The organism is Deefgea chitinilytica (assembly GCF_016881405.1).
In the GTDB taxonomy this organism is placed as follows: domain Bacteria; phylum Pseudomonadota; class Gammaproteobacteria; order Burkholderiales; family Chitinibacteraceae; genus Deefgea; species Deefgea chitinilytica.
Genome location: NZ_WOFE01000005.1, coordinates 101510 through 122551, shown reverse-complemented (window position 1 = coordinate 122551; position 21042 = coordinate 101510). Strand labels below are relative to the sequence as shown.

At 48.8% G+C, this 21042-nt stretch carries 18 protein-coding genes; 17 read left to right on the top strand and 1 reads right to left on the bottom strand.

Going from position 1 to position 21042, the window contains the following annotated elements; translation table 11 throughout:
- Positions 1–5: 5 nt before the first annotated feature.
- The 17 genes from rsmH (at position 6) to msbA (ending at position 20313) form a co-directional block, all read left to right on the top strand.
- Positions 6–947 (top strand): 16S rRNA (cytosine(1402)-N(4))-methyltransferase RsmH, encoded by a 942-nt coding sequence (rsmH, locus tag GM173_RS11470; protein ID WP_203571571.1) that lies wholly within the window; start codon positions 6–8, stop codon positions 945–947.
- The gene (gene ftsL, locus GM173_RS11465) at positions 944–1243 is read left to right on the top strand and encodes a cell division protein FtsL (protein ID WP_203571519.1); all 300 of its coding nucleotides are present in this window, start codon (positions 944–946) and stop codon (positions 1241–1243) included. Before rsmH ends, ftsL begins: the two co-directional genes overlap by 4 nt.
- A complete protein-coding gene (locus tag GM173_RS11460; protein ID WP_203571518.1) occupies positions 1243–3096 on the top strand; it encodes a peptidoglycan D,D-transpeptidase FtsI family protein in 1854 nt (617 codons plus the stop codon). The genes ftsL and GM173_RS11460 overlap by 1 nt, the downstream gene beginning before the upstream one ends.
- Positions 3093–4577 carry a UDP-N-acetylmuramoyl-L-alanyl-D-glutamate--2,6-diaminopimelate ligase gene (locus GM173_RS11455; protein WP_203571517.1) on the top strand — a complete coding sequence of 495 codons (1485 nt, stop codon included), beginning with the start codon at positions 3093–3095 and terminating at the stop codon, positions 4575–4577. The genes GM173_RS11460 and GM173_RS11455 overlap by 4 nt, the downstream gene beginning before the upstream one ends.
- Positions 4578–4583: 6 nt before the next feature.
- Positions 4584–5954 carry a UDP-N-acetylmuramoyl-tripeptide--D-alanyl-D-alanine ligase gene (locus GM173_RS11450; protein ID WP_203571516.1) on the top strand — a complete coding sequence of 457 codons (1371 nt, stop codon included), beginning with the start codon at positions 4584–4586 and terminating at the stop codon, positions 5952–5954.
- Complete coding sequence (gene mraY / locus GM173_RS11445) at positions 5945–7030, top strand: phospho-N-acetylmuramoyl-pentapeptide-transferase (RefSeq protein WP_203571515.1); 1086 nt, start codon at positions 5945–5947, stop codon at positions 7028–7030. Before GM173_RS11450 ends, mraY begins: the two co-directional genes overlap by 10 nt.
- A 6-nt stretch (positions 7031–7036) precedes the next feature.
- A complete protein-coding gene (gene murD, locus GM173_RS11440) occupies positions 7037–8434 on the top strand; it encodes a UDP-N-acetylmuramoyl-L-alanine--D-glutamate ligase (RefSeq protein ID WP_203571514.1) in 1398 nt (465 codons plus the stop codon).
- Positions 8434–9621, top strand: a complete 1188-nt coding sequence (ftsW, locus tag GM173_RS11435) for a putative lipid II flippase FtsW (protein WP_203571513.1) — start codon at positions 8434–8436, stop codon at positions 9619–9621. The genes murD and ftsW overlap by 1 nt, the downstream gene beginning before the upstream one ends.
- Entirely contained in the window at positions 9618–10685 is a 1068-nt protein-coding gene (gene murG / locus GM173_RS11430) for an undecaprenyldiphospho-muramoylpentapeptide beta-N-acetylglucosaminyltransferase (protein ID WP_203571512.1), read from the top strand. The genes ftsW and murG overlap by 4 nt, the downstream gene beginning before the upstream one ends.
- Entirely contained in the window at positions 10682–12076 is a 1395-nt protein-coding gene (gene murC / locus GM173_RS11425) for a UDP-N-acetylmuramate--L-alanine ligase (protein ID WP_203571511.1), read from the top strand. Before murG ends, murC begins: the two co-directional genes overlap by 4 nt.
- The gene (locus tag GM173_RS11420; protein ID WP_203571510.1) at positions 12073–12978 is read left to right on the top strand and encodes a D-alanine--D-alanine ligase; all 906 of its coding nucleotides are present in this window, start codon (positions 12073–12075) and stop codon (positions 12976–12978) included. Before murC ends, GM173_RS11420 begins: the two co-directional genes overlap by 4 nt.
- 173 nt (positions 12979–13151) lie before the next feature.
- The gene (locus tag GM173_RS11415; RefSeq protein ID WP_239078494.1) at positions 13152–13916 is read left to right on the top strand and encodes a cell division protein FtsQ/DivIB; all 765 of its coding nucleotides are present in this window, start codon (positions 13152–13154) and stop codon (positions 13914–13916) included.
- Between the two features lie 91 nt (positions 13917–14007).
- Positions 14008–15240: a cell division protein FtsA gene (gene ftsA, locus GM173_RS11410; protein ID WP_203571508.1), complete on the top strand. Its 1233-nt coding sequence runs from the start codon at positions 14008–14010 to the stop codon at positions 15238–15240.
- A 43-nt stretch (positions 15241–15283) separates the two neighbouring features.
- Entirely contained in the window at positions 15284–16459 is a 1176-nt protein-coding gene (gene ftsZ, locus GM173_RS11405; protein WP_203571507.1) for a cell division protein FtsZ, read from the top strand.
- A 142-nt stretch (positions 16460–16601) separates the two neighbouring features.
- Positions 16602–17516 (top strand): UDP-3-O-acyl-N-acetylglucosamine deacetylase, encoded by a 915-nt coding sequence (gene lpxC, locus GM173_RS11400; RefSeq protein ID WP_203571506.1) that lies wholly within the window; start codon positions 16602–16604, stop codon positions 17514–17516.
- A gap of 200 nt (positions 17517–17716) precedes the next feature.
- Positions 17717–18442: a 16S rRNA (uracil(1498)-N(3))-methyltransferase gene (locus GM173_RS11395; protein ID WP_203571505.1), complete on the top strand. Its 726-nt coding sequence runs from the start codon at positions 17717–17719 to the stop codon at positions 18440–18442.
- 80 nt (positions 18443–18522) lie between these two features.
- Positions 18523–20313, top strand: a complete 1791-nt coding sequence (gene msbA / locus GM173_RS11390) for a lipid A export permease/ATP-binding protein MsbA (RefSeq protein WP_239078493.1) — start codon at positions 18523–18525, stop codon at positions 20311–20313.
- Here msbA and GM173_RS11385 read toward each other — a convergent pair.
- Positions 20284–21027, bottom strand: coding sequence for a glycosyltransferase family 25 protein (locus tag GM173_RS11385; RefSeq protein WP_203571504.1), 744 nt, complete (start codon positions 21025–21027; stop codon positions 20284–20286). The two genes, msbA and GM173_RS11385, sit on opposite strands and share 30 nt — an antisense overlap.
- Positions 21028–21042 lie beyond the last annotated feature (15 nt).

Genomic DNA, 21042 nt, shown 5'->3' with positions numbered 1-21042 from the left:
GTGAGCTGGAGGCAACGAGCTTCGTGCATTGCACGGTATTGCTTGATGAGGCGGTTGATGCCCTCGCTATTAAGCCGGATGGGGTTTATGTCGACTGCACATTTGGTCGTGGTGGTCATTCGCGACTAATTTTATCCAAACTTAGCCCTAATGGCCGTTTGATTGCATTTGATAAAGATTTGCAGGCGATTGCTGAAGCTACAACGATTACTGATCCTCGATTTACGATTGTTCACGAAGGGTTTGTGACTTTAGCTGATTCGTTGGCGAAATTGGGTGTGGAGCAGATTGATGGTGTGCTGATGGATTTGGGTGTGTCATCGCCGCAATTGGATGATGGCTCACGCGGTTTTAGTTTTAGGTTCGATGCTCCGCTAGATATGCGTATGGATACGACACGGGGTATGACGGCGGCAGAGTGGCTCAATTCTGCCGAAGAAAAAGAAATTGCAGAGGTGGTAAAAGATTATGGCGAAGAACGGTTTGCTCGGCAGGTTGCAGCAGCGATTGTTACGCGTAGGGCAAGCGAACCTTTTGTTACAACAGGAGAGCTTGCCGAGGTCGTGGCAACGGCAGTCCGTACCCGCGAGCCGGGCCAGAACCCGGCGACGCGTACCTTCCAAGCTGTACGGATTTACATCAATCGCGAGCTTGAAGAGCTTTCGCTAGTACTGCCACAGGCTTTGAATTTATTGAAGCCTGCAGGTCGCTTGTCTGTTATTGCTTTCCATTCCCTAGAAGATCGTATTGTGAAGCGTTTTATGCAAGACGCAGCGAAAGGAGATCACTTGCCATCTCGTCTGCCAGTACGTGCTAGCGAGATTGCTCAAGCCCCATTGCGCGTGATTGGCAAACCAGTGCGCGCCAGCGAAGAAGAGATCAAGCAAAATCCAAGGGCGCGGAGCGCCATTTTGCGTATTGCAGAACGTACTGTGGGGCCGCTGTGACCCGTTTGAATATGTTTTTGCTCGCAGTATTGGTGATTTGTGCTTTAGCCGTGGTGACTAGTCGCCATAAGGCCAGAAAACTATTTATTGAGCTGCAAAAAGAAGACGTACTTACTAAAAAACTCGATGTGGAGTGGGGGCAGTTGCAACTAGAGCAAAGCACGTGGGCTATGCACTCCAGAATAGAGCAAGAAGCTCAGCACAATTTGGGAATGCAAGTCGCACCGGCCAATCGCACGCAAGTTATTTTAGAGCATGGGCAAGCGGTGAAAAAACCTGAGGTCAAAGATTTGTAATGGCCTTGATAAGTAAAGCAGCTGGAAGCCGCGGTGCGCGATTTAGTAGCGTGCCAAAAGCCAAATTAGAGCGCTGGCGCGTATGGGTTGTGCTTGGTGGCTTGCTGATGTTGTTTATTGGTTTGTTGGGGCGTGGCTTGTATCTGCAAGTTTTGAATGAAGACTTTCTTCAAGATCAAGGTGATGCGCGTTATCGTCGGACTTTAAAGCTGGAAGCTAATCGCGGCATGATTACCGATCGAAATGGCGAGCCATTGGCTATTTCAACGCCAGTGCAATCGATCTGGATGAGTCCCCGTAGCGTAGAAATACTACCCGCTGGGCAAACTAGGCCTGTGGACTGGAAGCCAGCAAATGACGAAGAGCCGATGCCTTTGTCCTTGGATGAAATTAAAAAAATAGAAAAGCAATTACAGCTACCGCCAAATGATTTGCTCAAAAAGCTAAGTGCTTCGCGCAAAAATTCACAAGGCAAAGAGATAAAGTCAGATTTTTTGTGGGTTAAACGCCATATTTCGCCAACAGAAGCGAAAGCGCTCATGGCGATGAAAATCCCCGGCGTGTATTCGCAAACGGAATATCGACGCTATTACCCCGCAGGCGAGGTCATGGCGCACATCATTGGCTTTACCGATATTGATGGTAAAGGCCAAGAGGGTTTTGAGTTAACGCGGGAAAAAATGCTGGCCGGTAAGCCAGGATCCCGAACTGTGATTCGAGATCGGCGCGGATATATCGTTGAAGATGTATCAACGATTGTACCGCCGCAAGAAGGGCAAACTTTGCAGCTGTCAATTGATCGCCGAATTCAGTATTTGGCGTATCGAGAGTTAAAAAATGCAGTCGAAGCAGCTGGAGCGGTTGGTGGTGCGATTGTGGTATTGGATGCACGTACTGGTGAGGTTCTGGCTTTAGCTAACGCGCCATCGTACAACCCGAATAGTCGCGCCAAGATTGATCCGGCGCATAAACGCAATCGTGCCTTGACCGATTTGTACGAGCCAGGCTCAACGATGAAAGCGATTACGGTTGCGATGGCCTTGGATGCTGGCAAAGTGACGCCGCAAACTGTGATTCAAACGGGCAATGGCACGATGGCAATTGGTCCGAATCTGGTTAAGGATGATCATGCCGTTGGCGCCGCAACGGTGGAGCACATTATTCAAAAATCGTCCAATGTCGGTGCTGCCAAAATGGCGTTGATGATGGATAGAGAGGCGGTTTGGAATTTTTATAAAGACATCGGGTTTGGTGAAGTGCCGCATACCGGCTTCCCGGGGGAAGCAGCCGGACGTTTAAGACCATGGAAAACTTGGCGACCGATTGAAGAAGCCACCATGGGTTTTGGTTATGGGATGTCGGTCAGTTTGATGCAGATGGCGCGCTCTTACCAGTTGTTTGCTGGCAATGGTGAAATTCATCCGGTGACCTTTACCAAGCTGGTAGCACCAGCGCCTGGCAAGCAGGTTGTCTCAGCCAAAACGGCAGAGCAAGTACGCAAAATGCTGGAAATGGTGACGTTGCCAGGTGGTACCGCAACCCGAGCACAGGTCGTTGGTTATCGTGTCGGCGGTAAAACAGGAACGGCGAAGAAATTAGTGAACGGTGCGTATTCAGATACCGCTCGGGTGGCTTCATTTGTGGGTTTGGCGCCAATTTCTGATCCACGGCTGATAGTCGCGGTGATGATTGATGAACCAACATTTTCTTTGCGTTATGGCGGCTTAGTGGCTGCACCGATTTTTAGTAGTGTTGTCGCGGGTAGTTTGCGCTTGCTCGGTGTACCGCCGGATGCGCCAACCACCAATATTTTCTTACCGAGTCAAGAATTAGAAGTGAAGGAAGAGACATGAAGCCAGCGAGCTGGGAGTTGCCTGCCTTTGATTTGTCTGCGGTGATTGATTTAGTCGGCGGTCGGCCTTTGCTTGTCGATAGTCGCAAGGTGGTAGCGGGCGATGTGTTCTTTGCTTTTCAGGGCGAGTACGCCGATGGCCGTCAGTATATTGCAGATGCCATCGCGAACGGTGCAGCAGCGGTGGTTTGGGAAGAAGAGGGTTTTAGTTGGAATCCCGCGTGGAATGTTAAAAACATCGCGGTGCCTGCCTTGCGCTATCAGGCGGGTATGGTTGCCTGCGCTATATTAAATAACGACTCTGGCTTGATGCCCGTGGTGGGTATTACCGGTACGAATGGTAAGACATCGATTGCGAATTGGCTGGCACAAGCCTTTGATAGTTTGGGCAATAAAACGGGTGTACTGGGTACGCTGGGCAATGGTTTTTTAGGCGCGCTGGAAAGTTCTAGTCATACAACGCTTGATCCGATCGGTTTGCAAACATGGTTAGCTAAGTTTCGCGCCCAAGGCGCAACCCATGCCGTGATGGAAGTGTCTTCACACGGTTTGGTACAGGCGCGAGCGCATGGTGTGCCATTTAAAACGGCAGTGTTTACCAATTTGACGCGTGACCATTTGGATTATCACGGCACGATGGCTGCGTATGCCGCGGCAAAAGCAAAATTGTTTGAGTGGGAAGGTTTGCAAACCGCTGTAATTAATGCCGATGACGCATTTGGCCGTGAGTTATTAGAATTCACCACCGCTCCCAAGGTGTATTCGTATGGTTTTAACCAAGGCAATTTGCGGGTAAAGCATTTTGAGTCATCGCTTGATGGAATTTCTTTGGTGGTGGATACGCCACTGGGGGAAGCTGCGATTAATTCTCCGCTGTTAGGACGTTTTAACGTAAGTAACTTGCTCGCGTGTTTAGGGGTGTTACTTGCCGATGGTGTGGCATTAGAAGACGCCTGCCGTGTTCTGGGGCAAATTCGTTCGGCGCCGGGGCGGATGCAATGCTTAGGGGGCTTTGGTAAGCCGATGGTGGTGGTGGATTATGCCCATACCCCAGATGCCTTAGAAAAAGCTTTACTCACCTTGCGTGAAGCCATGCCGGTGAATTCTCGTTTGTACTGCGTCTTTGGTTGTGGTGGCGACCGAGATAATGGTAAGCGCCCGTTGATGGGTGAAATCGCTTGTCGCTTGGCCGATGCCGTTGTCGTGACCAGTGACAACCCACGCACGGAAAAACCGCGTGAAATCATTGAGCAAATTGTGGCAGGGGTAGAAGGCGTACCGGGCACGGGGAATGCCAATTATGCAATTGAATCTGACCGTTTTCATGCGATTACCGACACCATTGATATGGCGGCAAGCACTGATGTGATTCTGATCGCAGGTAAAGGCCATGAAACGTATCAAGAAGTGAATGGCGTGCGCCATCATTTTGATGATGTAGAAGTCGCCAGTGCTGCATTGGCGAAAAAAAGTAAAAGGTAAGTAATGATGTTGAATTTGCAGGAAACTGCGCAAGCGCTGGGAGCCAAGTTACAGGGAAAACCTGAGCTAGTGTTTACGCGCGTCACTACCGATAGCCGTGATATTCGCAGTGGTGATTTGTTTGTTGCGCTCAAAGGCGAGCGTTTTGATGCCCATGATTTTGTCGCCCAAGCTTTCGCACAAGGTGCAGTGGCGGTGATGGTTGAACGTGCCATGGATGGTGATTGCATTATCGTCGATGACACTTTGCAGGCTTTGGGGTTGCTGGCAGGGTATTGGCGTGCAAAGCATGCTAATCAACCGCTAGTGGCAATTACTGGTAGTAATGGCAAAACCTCACTCAAAGAAATGCTGGCGGCGATTTTCGCTGCTCATGTTGGAAATCCGGATCTAGTCCATGCGACCAAAGGTAATTTGAATAATCACATCGGTTTACCTTTGACGCTATTGGGTATTCGCTCAGAGCACCGATTTGTGGTCGCTGAAATGGGGATGAATCATTTTGGTGAGATTGATTATCTTACCCATATTGCGCGACCTGATGTTGCCGTGGTGAATAACGCGGGTGCAGCACACTTGGAAGCATTGGGCTCAGTGGCTGGGGTGGCAAAAGCCAAAGGTGAGATTTTTGCTGGTTTAGTGCACGACGGTGTGGCAATCATTAATTCAGATGATGACTTTGCCGGTTTATGGCGTGGGTTGTCGGCGTCTCATGCACAAATTTCTTTTGGCTTGCAAGACGCAGAAATCACAGCCGAGCAAATTGAGCTGCATGCGGCGGGCAGTACTTTTAAATTAGCCACGCCCTTGGGGACGGCTAACGTTAGCTTAGCTGTGCCAGGTTTGCACAATGTGCGCAATGCGCTGGCTGCCGCCGCATCGGCTATCGCATTACAAATTCCACTCGCCGATATCGCCAAAGGCCTCTCTGCATGGGGGGGCGTAAAAGGTCGTTTGCAAGCGAAGCAAGCGGCCAATGGCGCCAAAGTCCTTGATGACACCTACAACGCCAATCCGGATTCAATGCGCGCAGCGATTGATGTGCTGTCTGCAATTGGGCAAAGCACCCGGCAAAACACCGTTTTGGTGATCGGCGATATGGGTGAAGTGGGTGAAGATGCGGCTGAACGTCACGCTGAAATTGGCGCGTATGCCCGCGAGCAAGGGATTAGCGCCTTGTTGGCCACTGGTGAACAGATGACCCATGCGGTAAATGCATTTGGTGAGGGGGCGCAGCACTTTGCAAATAAGGCTGACTTACTGCGTGCTTTGAATGAGTTGCTTACGCCGCAATCGCAAGTTTTGGTGAAAGGTTCGCGTTTTATGCGAATGGAAGAAATTGTTAACGCTTTAGAAGGAGTGCAGCCATGTTGCTGATGTTGTTGCAATGGCTCGGCGAATCAGTTCGCGCCTTTAATGTGTTTAATTACCTCACTTTACGAGCGATATTGGCAACGATTACGGCTCTGACGATTTCATGGACTTTAGGTCCATGGGTGATTCGTAAATTAGCTGAATTGAAAGTCGGTCAAGCGGTGCGCGATGATGGCCCGCAAACGCATTTGGTGAAAGCGGGTACGCCAACGATGGGCGGCACTTTAATTTTGCTCTCGATTGGTTTGACGACCTTGCTGTGGGGGGATTTACGCAATCACTATGTGTGGCTGGTACTCGTGGTGACCTTGGCAACAGGAGTGATTGGCTTTGTTGATGATTACAAAAAAGTCGCACTGAAAAATCCTAAAGGATTATCGGCTAAAGCCAAAATGTTTTGGCAGTCGGCAATTGCGATTGGCGCAGGATTGTTCTTGGTGAATTTTGGTAGCGATGCGAGCAATACCGGTTTCATCATTCCGTTTTACAAAGAAATTCTCTACCCGTTTGGCGCGATTGGTTTTTGTATTTTGACCTATTTCGTGATTGTCGGTACTAGTAATGCGGTCAATCTGACTGATGGCTTAGATGGCTTGGCGATTATGCCGGTGGTATTGGTCGCTGGCGCATTTTGCATTTTCGCTTATGTGGCCGGTAATTTTAAATTTGCGACCTATCTTGGCGTGCCGCATGTGGCGGGCGCGGGTGAATTGATTGTTTTTTGTGCGGCAATTGTTGGTGCTGGCTTAGGCTTTTTGTGGTTTAACGCTTATCCCGCTGAAGTCTTTATGGGCGACGTGGGTGCGTTGGCACTCGGTGCTGGCTTAGGTGTTGTGGCGGTGATTGTTCGCCAAGAAATCGTTTTATTGATTATGGGTGGTGTGTTTGTCGTAGAAGCGCTTTCGGTGATGATTCAGGTTGCTAGCTTCAAGATGACGGGGAAACGCGTATTTCGGATGGCGCCATTGCATCATCACTACGAATTAAAAGGCTGGAAAGAAACGCAAGTTGTAGTTCGTTTCTGGATTATCACCATGCTCTTGGTCTTGATTGGCCTAGCCACGTTGAAATTACGGTAAGCAAAGATGGAACTCACTGCAAAACATTGTGTGGTTGTTGGTCTAGGCGATACCGGTTTGGCGACGGCACGCTGGTTGGCGAGTAAAGGCGCGCGGGTCACTGTCGCTGATAGTCGTAATACACCGCCGAATTTAGCCAATATTCAAGCAGAACTACCTGGCGTTGGCTTACGTCTGGGGTCTTTCAATGTTGATACTTTTGCTGATGCTGAGCTGCTGATTACCAGTCCTGGTGTGCCATTGGCGACGCCAGAAATTGCAGCTGCAATTGCACACGGTATTCCCGTATTGGGCGATGTGGAATTGTTAGCGCAAGCCTTGGTTGGTAAACCAAGCCAAGTGATTGCGATTACTGGCTCAAATGGTAAATCCACCGTGACGACGATGGTGGCGCAAATGTGCGAAGCCGCCGGAAAAACTACCGTGATGGCGGGCAATATTGGTGTCCCTGTGCTTGCCGCTTTGGCCGAATGGGAAGCGCGTGGCCAGTGGCCGGATATCTGGGTGTTGGAATTATCGAGTTTCCAATTGGAAACCACGCGCTCATTAGCACCAGTGGCGGCGACGGTGCTGAATGTGTCGGAAGACCATTTAGATCGTTATGCCGGCATGAAAGAATACGCGGCGACGAAAGCCAGTATTTTTGCTGGTGTTGGTGTCCAAGTGTTGAATCGTGAAGATGGCTGGTGCCGGGGTATGGCTCGCCAAGCCAGAGAAATTATTTGGTTTGGGGCTGATACACCACGTAACGATTCTGAGTATGGCTTGCGTGAAATTGATGGTGATTTTAGTTTGTGCTGCGGTGACGTTGAGTTAATGAAGGCGTCTGAATTACCGATTGCCGGTTTGCATAACTCAGTGAATGCCTTGGCTTCGATTGCTTTATGCCGCGCAGCGGGTTTGGCAGTTGAGCCTCTGATTCATGCATTGAAAAATTTCAAAGGTCTACCGCATCGCGTTGAGTTTGTTGCTGAAGTCAACGGCGTTGCGTATTACGACGATTCGAAAGGCACCAATGTGGGCGCGACTGAAGCTGCGCTCAAAGGCATGACCCGCCCCGTCGTGTTAATCGCGGGTGGTGATGGGAAAGGGCAGGATTTTTCACCCTTGCTTGACGCTTGCGAGCGTATCTGCCGTGCAGTTTTGCTGATTGGCCGTGATGCGCCCGCCTTGGCGGAAACACTGAATGAAGCGACATCGGCATATTTACCGGATGATGACGACAATTACTTGCCGGTGATGATGGTGCCAACTTTGGAAATGGCTGTGACGGTTGCGAGTAACTTTGCAGAACCAGGTGATGTGGTCTTGCTCTCTCCGGCTTGCGCCAGTTTAGATATGTTTAAAAATTATCACCATCGTGCAGAAGTGTTTATCGCTGCGGTGAAAGGTTTGGAGCAGTAATGCGTCAAATTTTTTACCAAGCCATGAAGCGCATGAAACCCACGATGAGTGCCTACGATCAGGCACTTTTCTGGGGCATCATCATGTTGCTGACGATTGGCTTGGTGATGGTGTATTCCTCATCGATTGCGATGGCGGAAGTGGATAAAGACACCGGTTTTAAGTCGAATTATTTTTTAATTCGTCATGCTGTTTTTGTTTTTGTTGGCTGTATCGCGGCATTTATTGCATTCAATATCCCGACCGAAACATGGCGTAAATTTGCACCGATTTTATTTATTGGCGGCATTGTATTACTGATATTGGTCTTAATTCCTGGTATCGGCCGTGAAGTGAATGGTAGCCGCCGTTGGCTGGGTTTGTTTGTGATTAATCTACAACCATCAGAATTGGTTAAGTATTTTGTTGTTCTGTATGCCGCTGATTATAGCGTTCGAAAAAATGGCAGCATGAACGCAAAAATGTCGGAGAGTTTTTCTAAAGTTTTATTTCCATTAGCGATTGTGATGACCGTCGTTGGTGGGCTGTTACTTGCCCAACCCGATATGGGTGCATTGATTGTCGTCACAGCGATTGCCGTGGGGATCTTGTTTTTAGCTGGATTTAGTTGGCAGCTTTTTGCAGGCTTGGTCGTGGTTCTGGGCGGCGCTTTTTTTACTTTGATTGCAACGAGCCCATATCGCCGAGCACGCGTATTGGGTTTTTTAGATCCTTGGCAAGATCCATATGGCAAAGGCTACCAATTAAGTCATTCCTTGATTGCATTTGGCCGAGGTGAATTAACTGGCGTAGGTTTGGGTTTAAGTGTTGAGAAACTTTCTTATTTGCCCGAAGCACATACTGACTTTTTAATGGCGATTATTGCTGAAGAATTTGGTTTTATCGGTGTGGCGGTTGTAATTTGTTTGTTTGCCTTTTTGGTATTTCGCGCGTTTGCAATTGGTGTGCAAGCCAATAAATTAGAGCGGCATTGGCAATCATTAGCTGCACAAGGCGTGGGTATTTGGATTGGCTTTCAGGCGGTGATTAATATCGGCGTGAATATGGGCGTTATGCCAACGAAAGGTTTGACTTTGCCATTGCTTTCATTTGGTGGCTCAGGGATTGTGGCCAATTTATTGGCTTTGGGTTTTTTAATGCGAATTGACTATGAAAATCGCCAAATGATACGGGGGTACAACGTATGAAAAAGCGTACCCTCTTGGTGATGGCGGGTGGCACTGGTGGGCATATTTTTCCCGCCTTGGCAGTTGCAAATGCAGTGCGTGCAGACGGTTGGGATGTGGTTTGGTTGGGTGCAAAAGGTGCGATGGAAACGCGCGTAGTTCCGCCACATGGCATCGACTTGGTGACTTTAGATATTACGGGTGTGCGCGGTAAAGGACTGTGGAAAAAATTGAGCCAGCCGTGGATCCAGGCGAAGGCTTTGTTGACAGCGCTTAATTTGATTTTCCGCCGTCGCCCCGATGTGGCGATTGGTTTTGGTGGCTTTACTGGCTTTCCCGGTGGAGTTGCGATGCGTTTGTGCTGGCTACCGCTGGTGATTCATGAGCAAAACTCGGTTGCTGGTTTGACTAATCGTGTGTTGGCGAAAATCGCTAATCGTGTGTTGTTTGCATTTCCTACCGCCTTTCCGAATCAAGCGGGTTGTGTTGGCAATCCAGTGCGTGAAGAGATGAATACGGTGTTGGAACCGGAAACGCGATTTGCGGGACGCTCTGGCCCATTAAAGTTACTCGTCGTAGGCGGGAGTTTGGGGGCGCAAGTGTTTAATGAGCAACTGCCACAAGCATTAGCGTTAATTCCAGAGCACCTTCGCCCCGTCGTGACACATCAGTCAGGTGAAAAGCATATTGAGGCGCTTAAAGCAAATTATGCTGCAGTCGGCGTGAAGGCCAATTGTGTCGCATTTATTGCCGATATGGCACAAGCGTATGCCGATGCGGATTGGGTATTATGCCGCTCTGGCGCTTTGACTGTCGCTGAATTGGCATGCGTTGGTGCGGCGAGTGTCTTGGTGCCGTTTCCGCATGCCGTGGATGATCATCAAACTGGCAATGCAAAATTCCTCAGTGATGCTGGGGCAGGGATTTTATTGCCGCAAACTGCGAGCAGTCCTGAAAAATTAGCGCAATTAATTCAAGAAATCACTCGTGAACGTTGCCTTGCGATGGCTACAGCGGCACGAGTATTGGCACAACCTCATGCAACTGACGCCGTCGTTGCAGTAATAAAAGAATTGGCAGAATGAAACATAAAGTAAAACGCATTCATTTCGTAGGTATTGGCGGTGTCGGTATGAGCGGCATTGCTGAAGTGCTACTGAACCTTGGTTTTGAGGTCAGTGGTACTGATTTGGGGGTAAGTGCAACCACCCAGCGTTTAGCGGCTGCTGGTGCCGAGGTGTTCCAAGGTCATGCTGCTGAGTATGTGGCCAATGCCGATGTGGTGGTGATTTCTAGTGCGGTGAAAGACGATAATCCCGAAGTGATTGAAGCTCGCCAACGTAAGATTCCCGTGGTGCCTCGTGCAATGATGTTGGCTGAGCTGATGCGCTTGAAACAAGGCATTGCGATTGCAGGTACACATGGCAAAACGACAACGACCAGTCTCAGTGCCAGCGTACTCGAAGCAGCAGGACTCGATCCGACGTTTGTGATCGGCGGCAAATTGCACGCAGCAGGCTCGAATGCACGTTTGGGGCAGGGTGATTTTCTGGTTGCCGAAGCCGATGAAAGCGATGCGTCTTTCTTATTGCTCACTCCGGTGATTTCGGTCGTGACGAATATCGACGCAGACCATATGGATACCTATGGTCATGATTTCGAGAAATTAAAACAAGCTTTTATCGATTTTCTGCACCACTTGCCGTTTTATGGTCGCGCGATTTTGTGCATCGATGATCCGCATGTGCGCTCGATTTTGCCGAAAGTCACTAGCCCTGTAACGACCTATGGCGTGAGTGAAGATGCCATGTTGCGGGCAGAAAATATCGTCGCTGCTAATGGCCAGATGCGCTTCGATGCGGTTTGGGAAAACGGTGAATCTCGTCGCCTTGCCGTGACGTTGAATATGCCGGGCATGCATAACGTGCTCAATGCCTTGGCGGCGATTGCGATTGGGATTGAAGTCGGCGCGGATGAGGCGGCGATTGTGGCGGCATTGGCGGCATTCCAAGGCGTAGGACGTCGCTTCCAGCGCTACGGCGAAGTGCCGCTTGCTGCGGGTGGTTCGTTCACTTTGGTTGACGATTATGGACATCATCCCGTCGAAATGGCAGCGACTTTGGCGGCCGCGCGTGGCGCATTTCCAGGCCGTCGCTTGATGTTGGCATTCCAACCGCATCGCTATACCCGCACCCGGGATTGCTTCGAAGATTTTGTCAAAGTGCTCAACACCGTTGATGGCTTACTGCTGGCTGAGGTTTACGCCGCTGGTGAAGCGCCAATCGTTGCCGCCGATGGCCGCTCATTGGCACGAGCAGTGCGGGTGGCAGGCAAAGTTGAGCCGGTGTTTGTGGAGAACATTGCCGATATGCCAACGGCAATCCTTGCCGCTGTTCGTGATGGTGATGTGGTGGTTACGATGGGGGCTGGCACGATTGGAAATACACCGAAGTTGTTAAGTGAGATGGTGAAATGAATCAGTATGGAAAAGTAGCCGTCATCATGGGTGGCAGTTCAGCAGAGCGAGAAGTGTCGTTGATGAGCGGTGCAGGGGTATTGGCAGCATTACAAGCAAGTGGTGTTGATGCGCATGCATTTGATCCGGCTGAAAAACCACTGCAATTGTTGAAAACAGAAGGTTTTGATCGTGCATTTCTAATTTTACATGGTCGTGGTGGGGAAGACGGCACGATTCAGGGGGCGCTGGAGTTTCTTGGTGTACCTTACACCGGCTGCGGCGTGATGGCTTCTGCAATTGGTATGGATAAGTGGCGAACTAAATTGCTGTGGGAAGCCGTGGGTTTACCGGTGCCAGATTATCGAATTGTGGACAGTGCGGAAGAACTAAAACTAGCGGTTCAAGAATTAGGCTTGCCTTTGTTTGTGAAGCCTGCGAATGAAGGTTCGAGTGTTGGCGTGGTTAAGTTGAAGTCATTACTTGATGTGAGTGCCGCGTGGGCAGAGGTATCTCGGCATAAATCCGTAGTTTTAGCCGAGCGCAATATTGGTGGTGGTGAATATACATGCGCTGTTTTGGATGGACAAGCCTTACCGACGGTGAAAATTGTTCCGCAAACCGAGTTTTACGACTACGAATCGAAATATATACGTGACGATACGGTGTACCACTGTCCATCTGGTTTATCAGATGAAAAAGAACAGCAAGCTCGTAGTTTGGCGGAAAAGGCGTACCGTATTTTAGGAGCGACGGGCTGGGCGCGGATTGACTTTTTAACCGACGAAGATGGCAAGATTTTCTTGCTCGAGGCCAATACCGCGCCCGGAATGACGACGCATAGTTTGTTCCCAATGTGCGCGCGTGAGGCTGGTTTAAGTTATGAAGCGCTAGTGATGAAAATTTTAGCAACAACTTTGTGAAATATATTGATTTGTAAGGGTATATCCTTGCAACTCTTGTTATAATTTGGCTGCATTAATATACCCATAAGGGATGGTGTTTTAAAGCACCAGTTAGGAATTCGATATGCTTGTGCAGTTTTCGCAACCACATACTGCAGATTTTCCAAATGTGGAATAAGCCGCAGTTATTGATGTGGTTTGCAAATTTGCTCACTGCATTGGCGTTGATGCTGCTGTTTTACTCGCTGTTATTTTTGGCGGTGCACTCGCCATTGTTTCCGGTGCGCAAGATCAAGGTAGATGGCGATTTAACACATGTCACGCGCGAGCAGTTGCAATACGTGATTAAGAATGAGTTAAAAGGCACTTTTTTTACGCTGGATTTGGATAAAACTCGGCAGAACTTTGAAAAGTTACCTTGGGTAAGGCAAGTCGAGGTTCGCCGCCGCTGGCCAGATCGCTTAGAAGTCAATATCGAAGAACATAAAGCGGTAGCGCGGTGGGGTAGTACTGGTTTGCTGAATTCACATGGCGAAAAGTTTGATGCGGCCAGTAGTGATCATCTGCCCGTATTAGAGGGGCCAGATGGTACAGAAAAAATTATGGTGGAAGGTTTTCAGCGCTTAAAAGTAGCGTTAGCGCCGTTAGGCAGAACACCGACCCGCTTGTGGTTGTCCGAGCGCAGAGCTTGGCGATTTGAGTTAGACAAACAGTTGATCGTAGAAGTGGGGCGCGACGATCCAGTGGATCGGGTGACGCGCTTTGTGAAGGCTTATCCGAATACATTAGCGCTTTTGCAGCAATCGTTTGAGTATGTGGATTTACGTTATCCAAATGGTTTTGCGGTGCGTTTACCAACGTATCAACCGATTGAAAAGCCAGTTGCAGTAAAAGGAAGTGCAGTGAAAGTCGTGCCGTCTGTCGCAAAACCAAAAGCGACCAAAGCTTCGGCATGATTTATGCTTTTGATTTAATAAAGCAATTAAAAGTAATAAGTTAGCGGTATTTTTTAAAGTTAAACCTTAAGATTTGTAAAAGAGGCTGTCAGTGACTAGGGAAGCAAAAAACCTCATCGTTGGGCTAGATATCGGGACTTCTAAAGTGGTCGCGGTGGTGGCTGATGTGAAGGAAGACGGCTCATTGAATGTGGTGGGGCTAGGTTCTGCGGCATCCAAAGGATTGAAGCGCGGTGTTGTGGTCGATATCGAAAAAACCGTTGCCGCTATTCAATCGGCACTCGGTGAAGCGGAATTGATGGCGGATTGCAAAATCAGCGAAGTGTATACCGGCATCGCTGGTAGCCATATCAAGAGCTTAAATTCGCATGGCATGGTGGCGATTAAAGACAAAGAAGTAACGCAGGCAGATATCGACCGTGTGATTGAAACGGCCAGCGCGGTCAACATCCCGACCGATCATCAAGTGCTGCATATTTTGTCGCAAGAATATGTGATTGACGGGCAAGAAGACGTGAAAGAGCCGCTTGGTATGTCGGGCGTTCGCTTAGAAGTACGCGTGCATATTGTGTCAGGTGCGGTTTCGGCGGTGCAGAACATTACCAAATGTGTACGTCGCTGCGGCTTGGAAATTGCTGAAGTGGTGTTGCAACCCTTGGCTTCAAGCTATGCCGTATTGACTGAAGATGAGAAAGATCTCGGCGTATGTTTGGTTGATATTGGCGGCGGCACCACGGATATCGCCGTATTTATCGGTGGTTCGATTCGTCACACTGCTGTGATTCCAATTGCTGGCGACCAAATCACCAATGATGTGGCAATGGCATTGCGCACGCCAACCGGTGAAGCAGAAAACATCAAGATTCAACACGGTGTGGCGTTGCGGCATATGACCGACCCGCAAACGATGATTGAAGTACCGGGCGTGGGTGAGCGCGGTGCGCGTCAGATGTCACGACATACTTTGGCGGAAGTGATCGAGCCACGCGTTGAAGAATTGTATAGCTTTGTGCAGGCCGAATTGCGCCGTGTTGGATTTGAAGATCGCTTGTCGAGCGGGATTGTAATTACCGGCGGCGCGTCATTGATGCCGGGTATGACTGACTTGGCCGAAGAAATTTTTCATATGCCGGTGCGTTTGGGATTGCCACGTTATGTCGGTGGCTTAGCCGAAGTGGTTAAAAATCCGCGTTATTCAACGGCGGTGGGTTTATTGATTTTGGCGCGACAACAAATGCAGAAAGCGCCAAATCATCGTGGTAAAGAAGGTGGCATCGGTGATGTTTTTGGCAGAATGAAGTCATGGTTTCAAAATAACTTCTGAAATATTCGGGTAAGCGGTAAAATCGGGCAAGAGGAGAGTGGAAATGGCATTATTAATTGAAGTACCAGAAGTATCACATCACGTGAATATTAAAGTGATCGGCGTGGGTGGCGCAGGCTGCAATGCCATCAACAATATGATCGAACACGCTATGCAATCGCATGGTGTCGATTTTATTTCGGCTAATACCGATGCACAGGTATTAAAACAATCAAAAGCAGATAATGTCGTTCAGCTTGGTGCTGAATTGACGAAAGGTTTTGGCGCTGGTTGTAATCCAGAAATCGGTCGCCAAGCTGCGGAAGAAGATCGTGAGCGCATCGCTGAATTGATTTCAGGTGCAGACTTGCTGTTTATTACTGCTGGTATGGGTGGTGGTACCGGTACAGGTGCAGCGCCAGTGATTGCACAAGTCGCTCGCGAAAAAGGAATTTTGACGGTTGGCGTTGTAACTAAGCCCGGTTTGGATGAAGGCGGCCGCCAAAAAGTGGCGCAAGCTGGTATCGATGAATTGGCTCGTTACGTTGATTCTTTGATTGTCGTGTCAAATCAAAAGCTGGAAGAAGTACTCGGCGATGATGTGACGATTGATGAAGCATTCCGTGCCGCCGATGACGTGCTGCGTAATGCAGTTGGTTCTATCGTTGAAATCATTCAGTACCCAGGTTTGATTAACGTTGACTTTGCCGACGTGAAAACCGTGATGCGTGAAATGGGCATGGCGATGATGGGTTCTGCGCATGCGACTGGCCCAGACCGTGCCATCCGCGCGACCGAAGAAGCGATTCGTTGCCCACTTTTGGACAACATCAGCTTTAAAGGCGCACGTGGCGTACTGGTGAATTTCTCGACTGCCCCTGGCAAGTTGAAAAAATCAGAAACGCGTCAAGCGTTGGAAATCATCGAATCGCATGTTGCAGATGGCGCCTTGGTGAAACATGGTGTGGTGTACGACGAAGCTTTGGGCGAAGATGAAATCCGCGTGACTTTGGTGGCAACGGGCTTGGGTGGTAAAGCGGTCAGCGCACCATCGTTGACTGTTGTTAGTAGCCAAACGTTGAAAACCGGCACTGATAACCAAGCGTACGAAGATGCTTATGATACGCCAGCAATTTGGCGGAATAATCGCGGTAATCGTGCGCCAGAAGCTGCTGCGCGCCCCGCGATGAGCAATATCGATATGGATATTCCAGCATTTTTGCGTCGTCAGGCAGATTAATACCCAACTATTTGATGAACTTACGCATCAGCGTTTCGTTTTAGTAAATAGTTTACGTCAATCGATTTGATTAAAATGATTTGCTCGGCCTTTTGCCTAGGGCTGATAAAATCAGAGTATTGAATATATAGGCAGAATGGCCATGTTTTTACAAAGAACTTTGGATTCAACAATTCAGGCCACGGGTGTGGGCTTGCATTCGGGTGAGAAAGTCAAACTCACTCTGCGGCCTGCGCCTGTGAATCATGGGATTGTGTTTAAGCGCTCTGATTTGCCCGAATCAGCGCCTTTCAAAGTCGGCCCCGATTTAGTGAACGACACGCGTCTCTCCTCAACGCTCGTCCAAGACGGCGTGCGTGTCGGCACGATCGAGCATCTGATGTCAGCTTTTGCGGCGCTTGGCATCGACAATATTGTTGTCGAAGTAGATGCGCCAGAAATGCCGATTATGGATGGTTCTGCTGCACCATTTATTTACTTGATTCAAACTGCGGGAGTGCAAGAGCAGGACGCACCGAAGCAGTTTGTCAAAGTACTCAAGCCCATCGAAGTTCACGATGGCGATAAATGGGTGAAATTTGAACCGCATAATGGCTACAAAGTTTCACTTACTATCGATTTCAAACATCCCGCTTTCAAAAAATCAGCGCAAACGATTGCTTTAGATTTTGCTGAGACCAATTACATCACCGAAATTGCGCGTGCGCGTACGTTTGGCTTTATTCATGAAGTTGAATATCTACGCATGAATGGTTTGGCGCGCGGCGGTAATATGGATAACGCGGTCGTTATTGATGAGTTTCGCGTGTTGAATGAAGGTGGCTTGAGGTTTGAGGATGAATTTGTTCGGCACAAAATCCTCGATGCAATTGGCGATCTATATATATTAGGCCACCCCTTAATCGCGTCATTTTCTGGCTACAAATCAGGCCATGCAATGAATAATAAACTATTGCGTGAGCTACTCTCTGACCCGAGTAATTATGAAATGGTGAGTTTTGATCGTCTGAGTGACGTTCCTAGCGCATTTCATGATTTACCTGCGCTTGGCATTTAAGCGGTGTTTGCGGTTTTAAGAATTTTATTTATTCTGGTCGTATTGGGGCTCTCTTATTCTGCGATTTGCTATGTCAAAAGCCGCGACCGCTATTGGCTTAAAATCATTCGCTGGATAGTCTATTTTGTGCTTTTCCTGTCTTTTATTATCTTTACTGGCCTGGTGATACAGCGTGTGCTGATGGCTTAATCGGATTGAATATGCCCCGTTTTTATGTCGATTTACCGCTTAGTGTCGGCCAATCATTCGAATTGCCCGAAGCCGTCGCTCGGCATGTACAGGTTTTACGGATGCAGCCGACAGAGTCGCTTCATTTGTTTAATGGTCAAGGTGGCGAGTTTGCGGCTGAAATTAGCGCGATGGGTAAAAAGACGGTGAGCGTGCAGGTGAACAGCTTCGATGCCGTTGATCGCGAATCCCCTTTGAATTTGACTTTGGTGCAGGCGATTTCTGCTGCCGATCGAATGGACTACACGGTACAAAAGGCCGCAGAATTAGGTGTAACGGTATTACAGCCGGTCATTTCACAGTATTGCCAGCAACGTTACAGCGGCGAGCGCGCCGAGAGACGGCTTGCCCATTGGCAAGGCATCGCAGCCAGTGCTGCTGAGCAATGTGGCCGAACACGTTTGATGGAAATTCGGCCTATTGTCACATTCAACCAATTTTTGGCGAGTCAAGCGAAGGCTGAACTTAAGCTGTTGATGTGTCCAACTGGGGCGGTCGAGTACGCGAGCCTACCCGAAGAGGCGTCGAGTGTCATTGTGTTGGTCGGCCCTGAAGGGGGGTATTCTCCTGAAGAGGATAATCAAGCTATTGCACAAGGCTATACATCGCTTATTCTTGGTCCGCGAATTTTTCGAACTGAAACCGTCGCACCGGTGATCGCGAGTTTGTTGCAGTTGCGTTTCGGTGATTTTGCGTAACACATCGCCTCGCTTTGAATGCTGACTGCCGTGGCATTCTTCCTCAATCTATCTGCATCTGAAGTGAGTATAATCTCGCCATGACTGTTCCTGCCCCACACGCTATGAATAACAAAGTGTTATATCGCCGCTTGCTTGGCCATTTTCGTCCTTATTTGTGGGTGATTATCGCTACGATTATTTGCATGGCCTTGGCTTCGGCATCCGAAGCATTGCTAACATTATTGTTAAAACCGCTGATTGACCAAAACCTAGCTGGTGCAGAGACGCTCGCGAAGAATGCCGCTTGGATTATTCCTGCCCAGTTATTTGGTTTGGCAATGATGCGTTTTGCAGGTAATTTTGGTAATGACTATGGCAATTCTTGGCTAGCCAACCGCGTGATGCGGGATTTTCGGGAAAAAATTTATGGCAAATTAATGCGTTTGCCGACCCGCTATTTTGATCAAACGTCGACTGGGGTACTGCTTTCGCGCGTGACTTATGATGTTACGCAGGTGATGGAGGCGGGTACATCAACACTGACTGGCTTGGTGCGCGATGGCGTTGCCGTACTGGGCTTTTTGGCGGTGATGTTTTATTCCAGTTGGCAATTGAGCTTGTTTTGCTTGGTGTTATTGCCCGTAGTGGCATTGAGTATCCGGATGGTGGCTAAGCGGCAACGGCGCTTAGCGCGGGAAACGCAAGACCGAATGGGCGAGATGAATTCACGCCTCGATGAATCCCTTTCTGGGCAACGAATTGTAAAAGTGTATGGCGGACAAGATATCGAAGTGTGTCGTTTTGGCGAGGTGAATAATCGGGTAATGCGCCTTGGGATTAAACAGGGCCTAATGGTGGCAGTTAACTCTGGGACGATTGTCTTGTTAATTGGTATTACTATTTCTGTGGTGCTGTATTTTGCTAGTTTGCAGGCGCAAGCAGGGCAATTAAGCGCGGGCTCGTTTATGTCATTTATCGCGGCGATGGTGGCAATCCAAGGTCCGGTTCGTAATTTGACCCGAATCAATGAACGTTTGCATCGTGGTTTAGCCGCGGCAGAGTCTATTTTTAATTTGCTCGACGAACAAGAAGAAGCCGATCACGGTCAATACCGCGTTAGCCGTGCTCAAGGCGCGCTGGATATCCAAGCGCTGCGCTTTAGTTATCAGCTTGACCATAAACCGGCTTTAGATGGAATTGATCTACAGGTTCAGCCAGGACAAACCGTGGCCTTGGTTGGGCAATCGGGCAGTGGTAAAACCACACTGGCTAATCTCGTACCGCGTTTTTATGATGCGATTGATGGTCGAATTTTGCTCGATGGAGTGCCGGTGGCCGATTATCAGTTGGCGAATCTGCGGGCGCAAATTGCCTTAGTGGCGCAGGACATGGTGCTATTTAATGACACGGTGACCGCCAATATCGCCTATGGTACGCATCGTGCTGATCAGGTCGATATGGCACGTGTGCGCGCTGCAGCCGAAGCCGCGCACGCCACCGAGTTTATTGAAAAAATGCCGAGTGGCTTTGATGAAATGCTGGGTGAAAATGGTGGACGTTTATCAGGTGGCCAGCGGCAACGCTTGGCGATTGCGCGCGCGATTTACAAAGACGCACCAGTATTAATTCTTGATGAAGCAACGAGTGCGCTCGATACCGAGTCGGAGCGCAAAGTGCAAGACGCACTCGAAAAACTCATGCGAGGCCGCACGACCTTGGTGATAGCGCATCGTTTATCAACCATCGAAAAAGCTGACCGTATTGTAGTGATGCAGTTTGGCCGTATCGTAGAAAGTGGCACGCACGCTGAGCTATTGGCTAAGCAAGGTGTGTATGCGCAGATGCATGCAGTGCAGTTTTCAACGCAAAATGAACTTCCAGCGCAATAATGTTTTGTATTGCCAGATTTTTTTTCTTAGGCTGTTGTTGCTTTTGAATAGTTCTTTGCGCATTTTTGCTAGCAAACTCATCTGAGGGCGTTTTCTGCAGCCAATTGAAGAGATAAATTGTGCTGACTCTTTAACTATGAAGGGTTCTAGTCCATAAGTGCGTAATTTATGACTCCAAATTTGATCCATTGTGTCATCTATTGCATGGATCATTCGTGCGGTATGTTCCAATAAAGCTTGAGCAGCAGCACGGTTGATCACATACCCTAGAGTGCCGCGAGGTTGCTCTAGATATTCGAGTAATTGATATTCACCCGCTTTGATTTGTGCAATTGTTTTGCCCTTCCGTGGAAACGTGCCCGCAAGTCGTACTAAATCCCAAGATGATTGTTTTTCTAACAGATTATCGATCACCTCGCTAAACTGTTCTGCGAGTTCAACATCGTCTTCCAAGATACAGCAATGTGCTGCATCTGTAGATAAAAACAGCTCCCAAAGCGCTCTGTGACTCAAATAGCAGCCCATCTCGCCGCGACTTAAATCTCTACCATAAAGTTGTAAACGCTTTTTTTGTTGGTATATTTTGGGAGCTGTATTTTCATCGGGCTTGATGGCATCAAATAGAGTAATTTCAAGCTGATGTTGTGAAAATTGCTTTAAAATATGTGCTCTCCGAGCTACTTCTTCGGGGAGCGAAATGCAATAAAAGATCATTCGATTGGCATAAAT

Bases quoted from the DNA above. Each gene is read 5' to 3' on its own strand.
- GM173_RS11460 (WP_203571518.1), top strand. From the start codon at position 1,243: ATGGCCTTGATAAGTAAAGCAGCTGGAAGCCGCGGTGCGCGATTTAGT.
- GM173_RS11455 (WP_203571517.1), top strand. From the start codon at position 3,093: ATGAAGCCAGCGAGCTGGGAGTTGCCTGCCTTTGATTTGTCTGCGGTG.
- GM173_RS11450 (WP_203571516.1), top strand. From the start codon at position 4,584: ATGTTGAATTTGCAGGAAACTGCGCAAGCGCTGGGAGCCAAGTTACAG.
- mraY (WP_203571515.1), top strand. From the start codon at position 5,945: ATGTTGCTGATGTTGTTGCAATGGCTCGGCGAATCAGTTCGCGCCTTT.
- murD (WP_203571514.1), top strand. From the start codon at position 7,037: ATGGAACTCACTGCAAAACATTGTGTGGTTGTTGGTCTAGGCGATACC.
- ftsW (WP_203571513.1), top strand. From the start codon at position 8,434: ATGCGTCAAATTTTTTACCAAGCCATGAAGCGCATGAAACCCACGATG.
- murG (WP_203571512.1), top strand. From the start codon at position 9,618: ATGAAAAAGCGTACCCTCTTGGTGATGGCGGGTGGCACTGGTGGGCAT.
- murC (WP_203571511.1), top strand. From the start codon at position 10,682: ATGAAACATAAAGTAAAACGCATTCATTTCGTAGGTATTGGCGGTGTC.
- GM173_RS11420 (WP_203571510.1), top strand. From the start codon at position 12,073: ATGAATCAGTATGGAAAAGTAGCCGTCATCATGGGTGGCAGTTCAGCA.
- GM173_RS11415 (WP_239078494.1), top strand. From the start codon at position 13,152: ATGTGGTTTGCAAATTTGCTCACTGCATTGGCGTTGATGCTGCTGTTT.
- ftsZ (WP_203571507.1), top strand. From the start codon at position 15,284: ATGGCATTATTAATTGAAGTACCAGAAGTATCACATCACGTGAATATT.
- lpxC (WP_203571506.1), top strand. From the start codon at position 16,602: ATGTTTTTACAAAGAACTTTGGATTCAACAATTCAGGCCACGGGTGTG.
- GM173_RS11395 (WP_203571505.1), top strand. From the start codon at position 17,717: ATGCCCCGTTTTTATGTCGATTTACCGCTTAGTGTCGGCCAATCATTC.
- msbA (WP_239078493.1), top strand. From the start codon at position 18,523: ATGACTGTTCCTGCCCCACACGCTATGAATAACAAAGTGTTATATCGC.
- GM173_RS11385 (WP_203571504.1), bottom strand. From the start codon at position 21,027: ATGATCTTTTATTGCATTTCGCTCCCCGAAGAAGTAGCTCGGAGAGCA.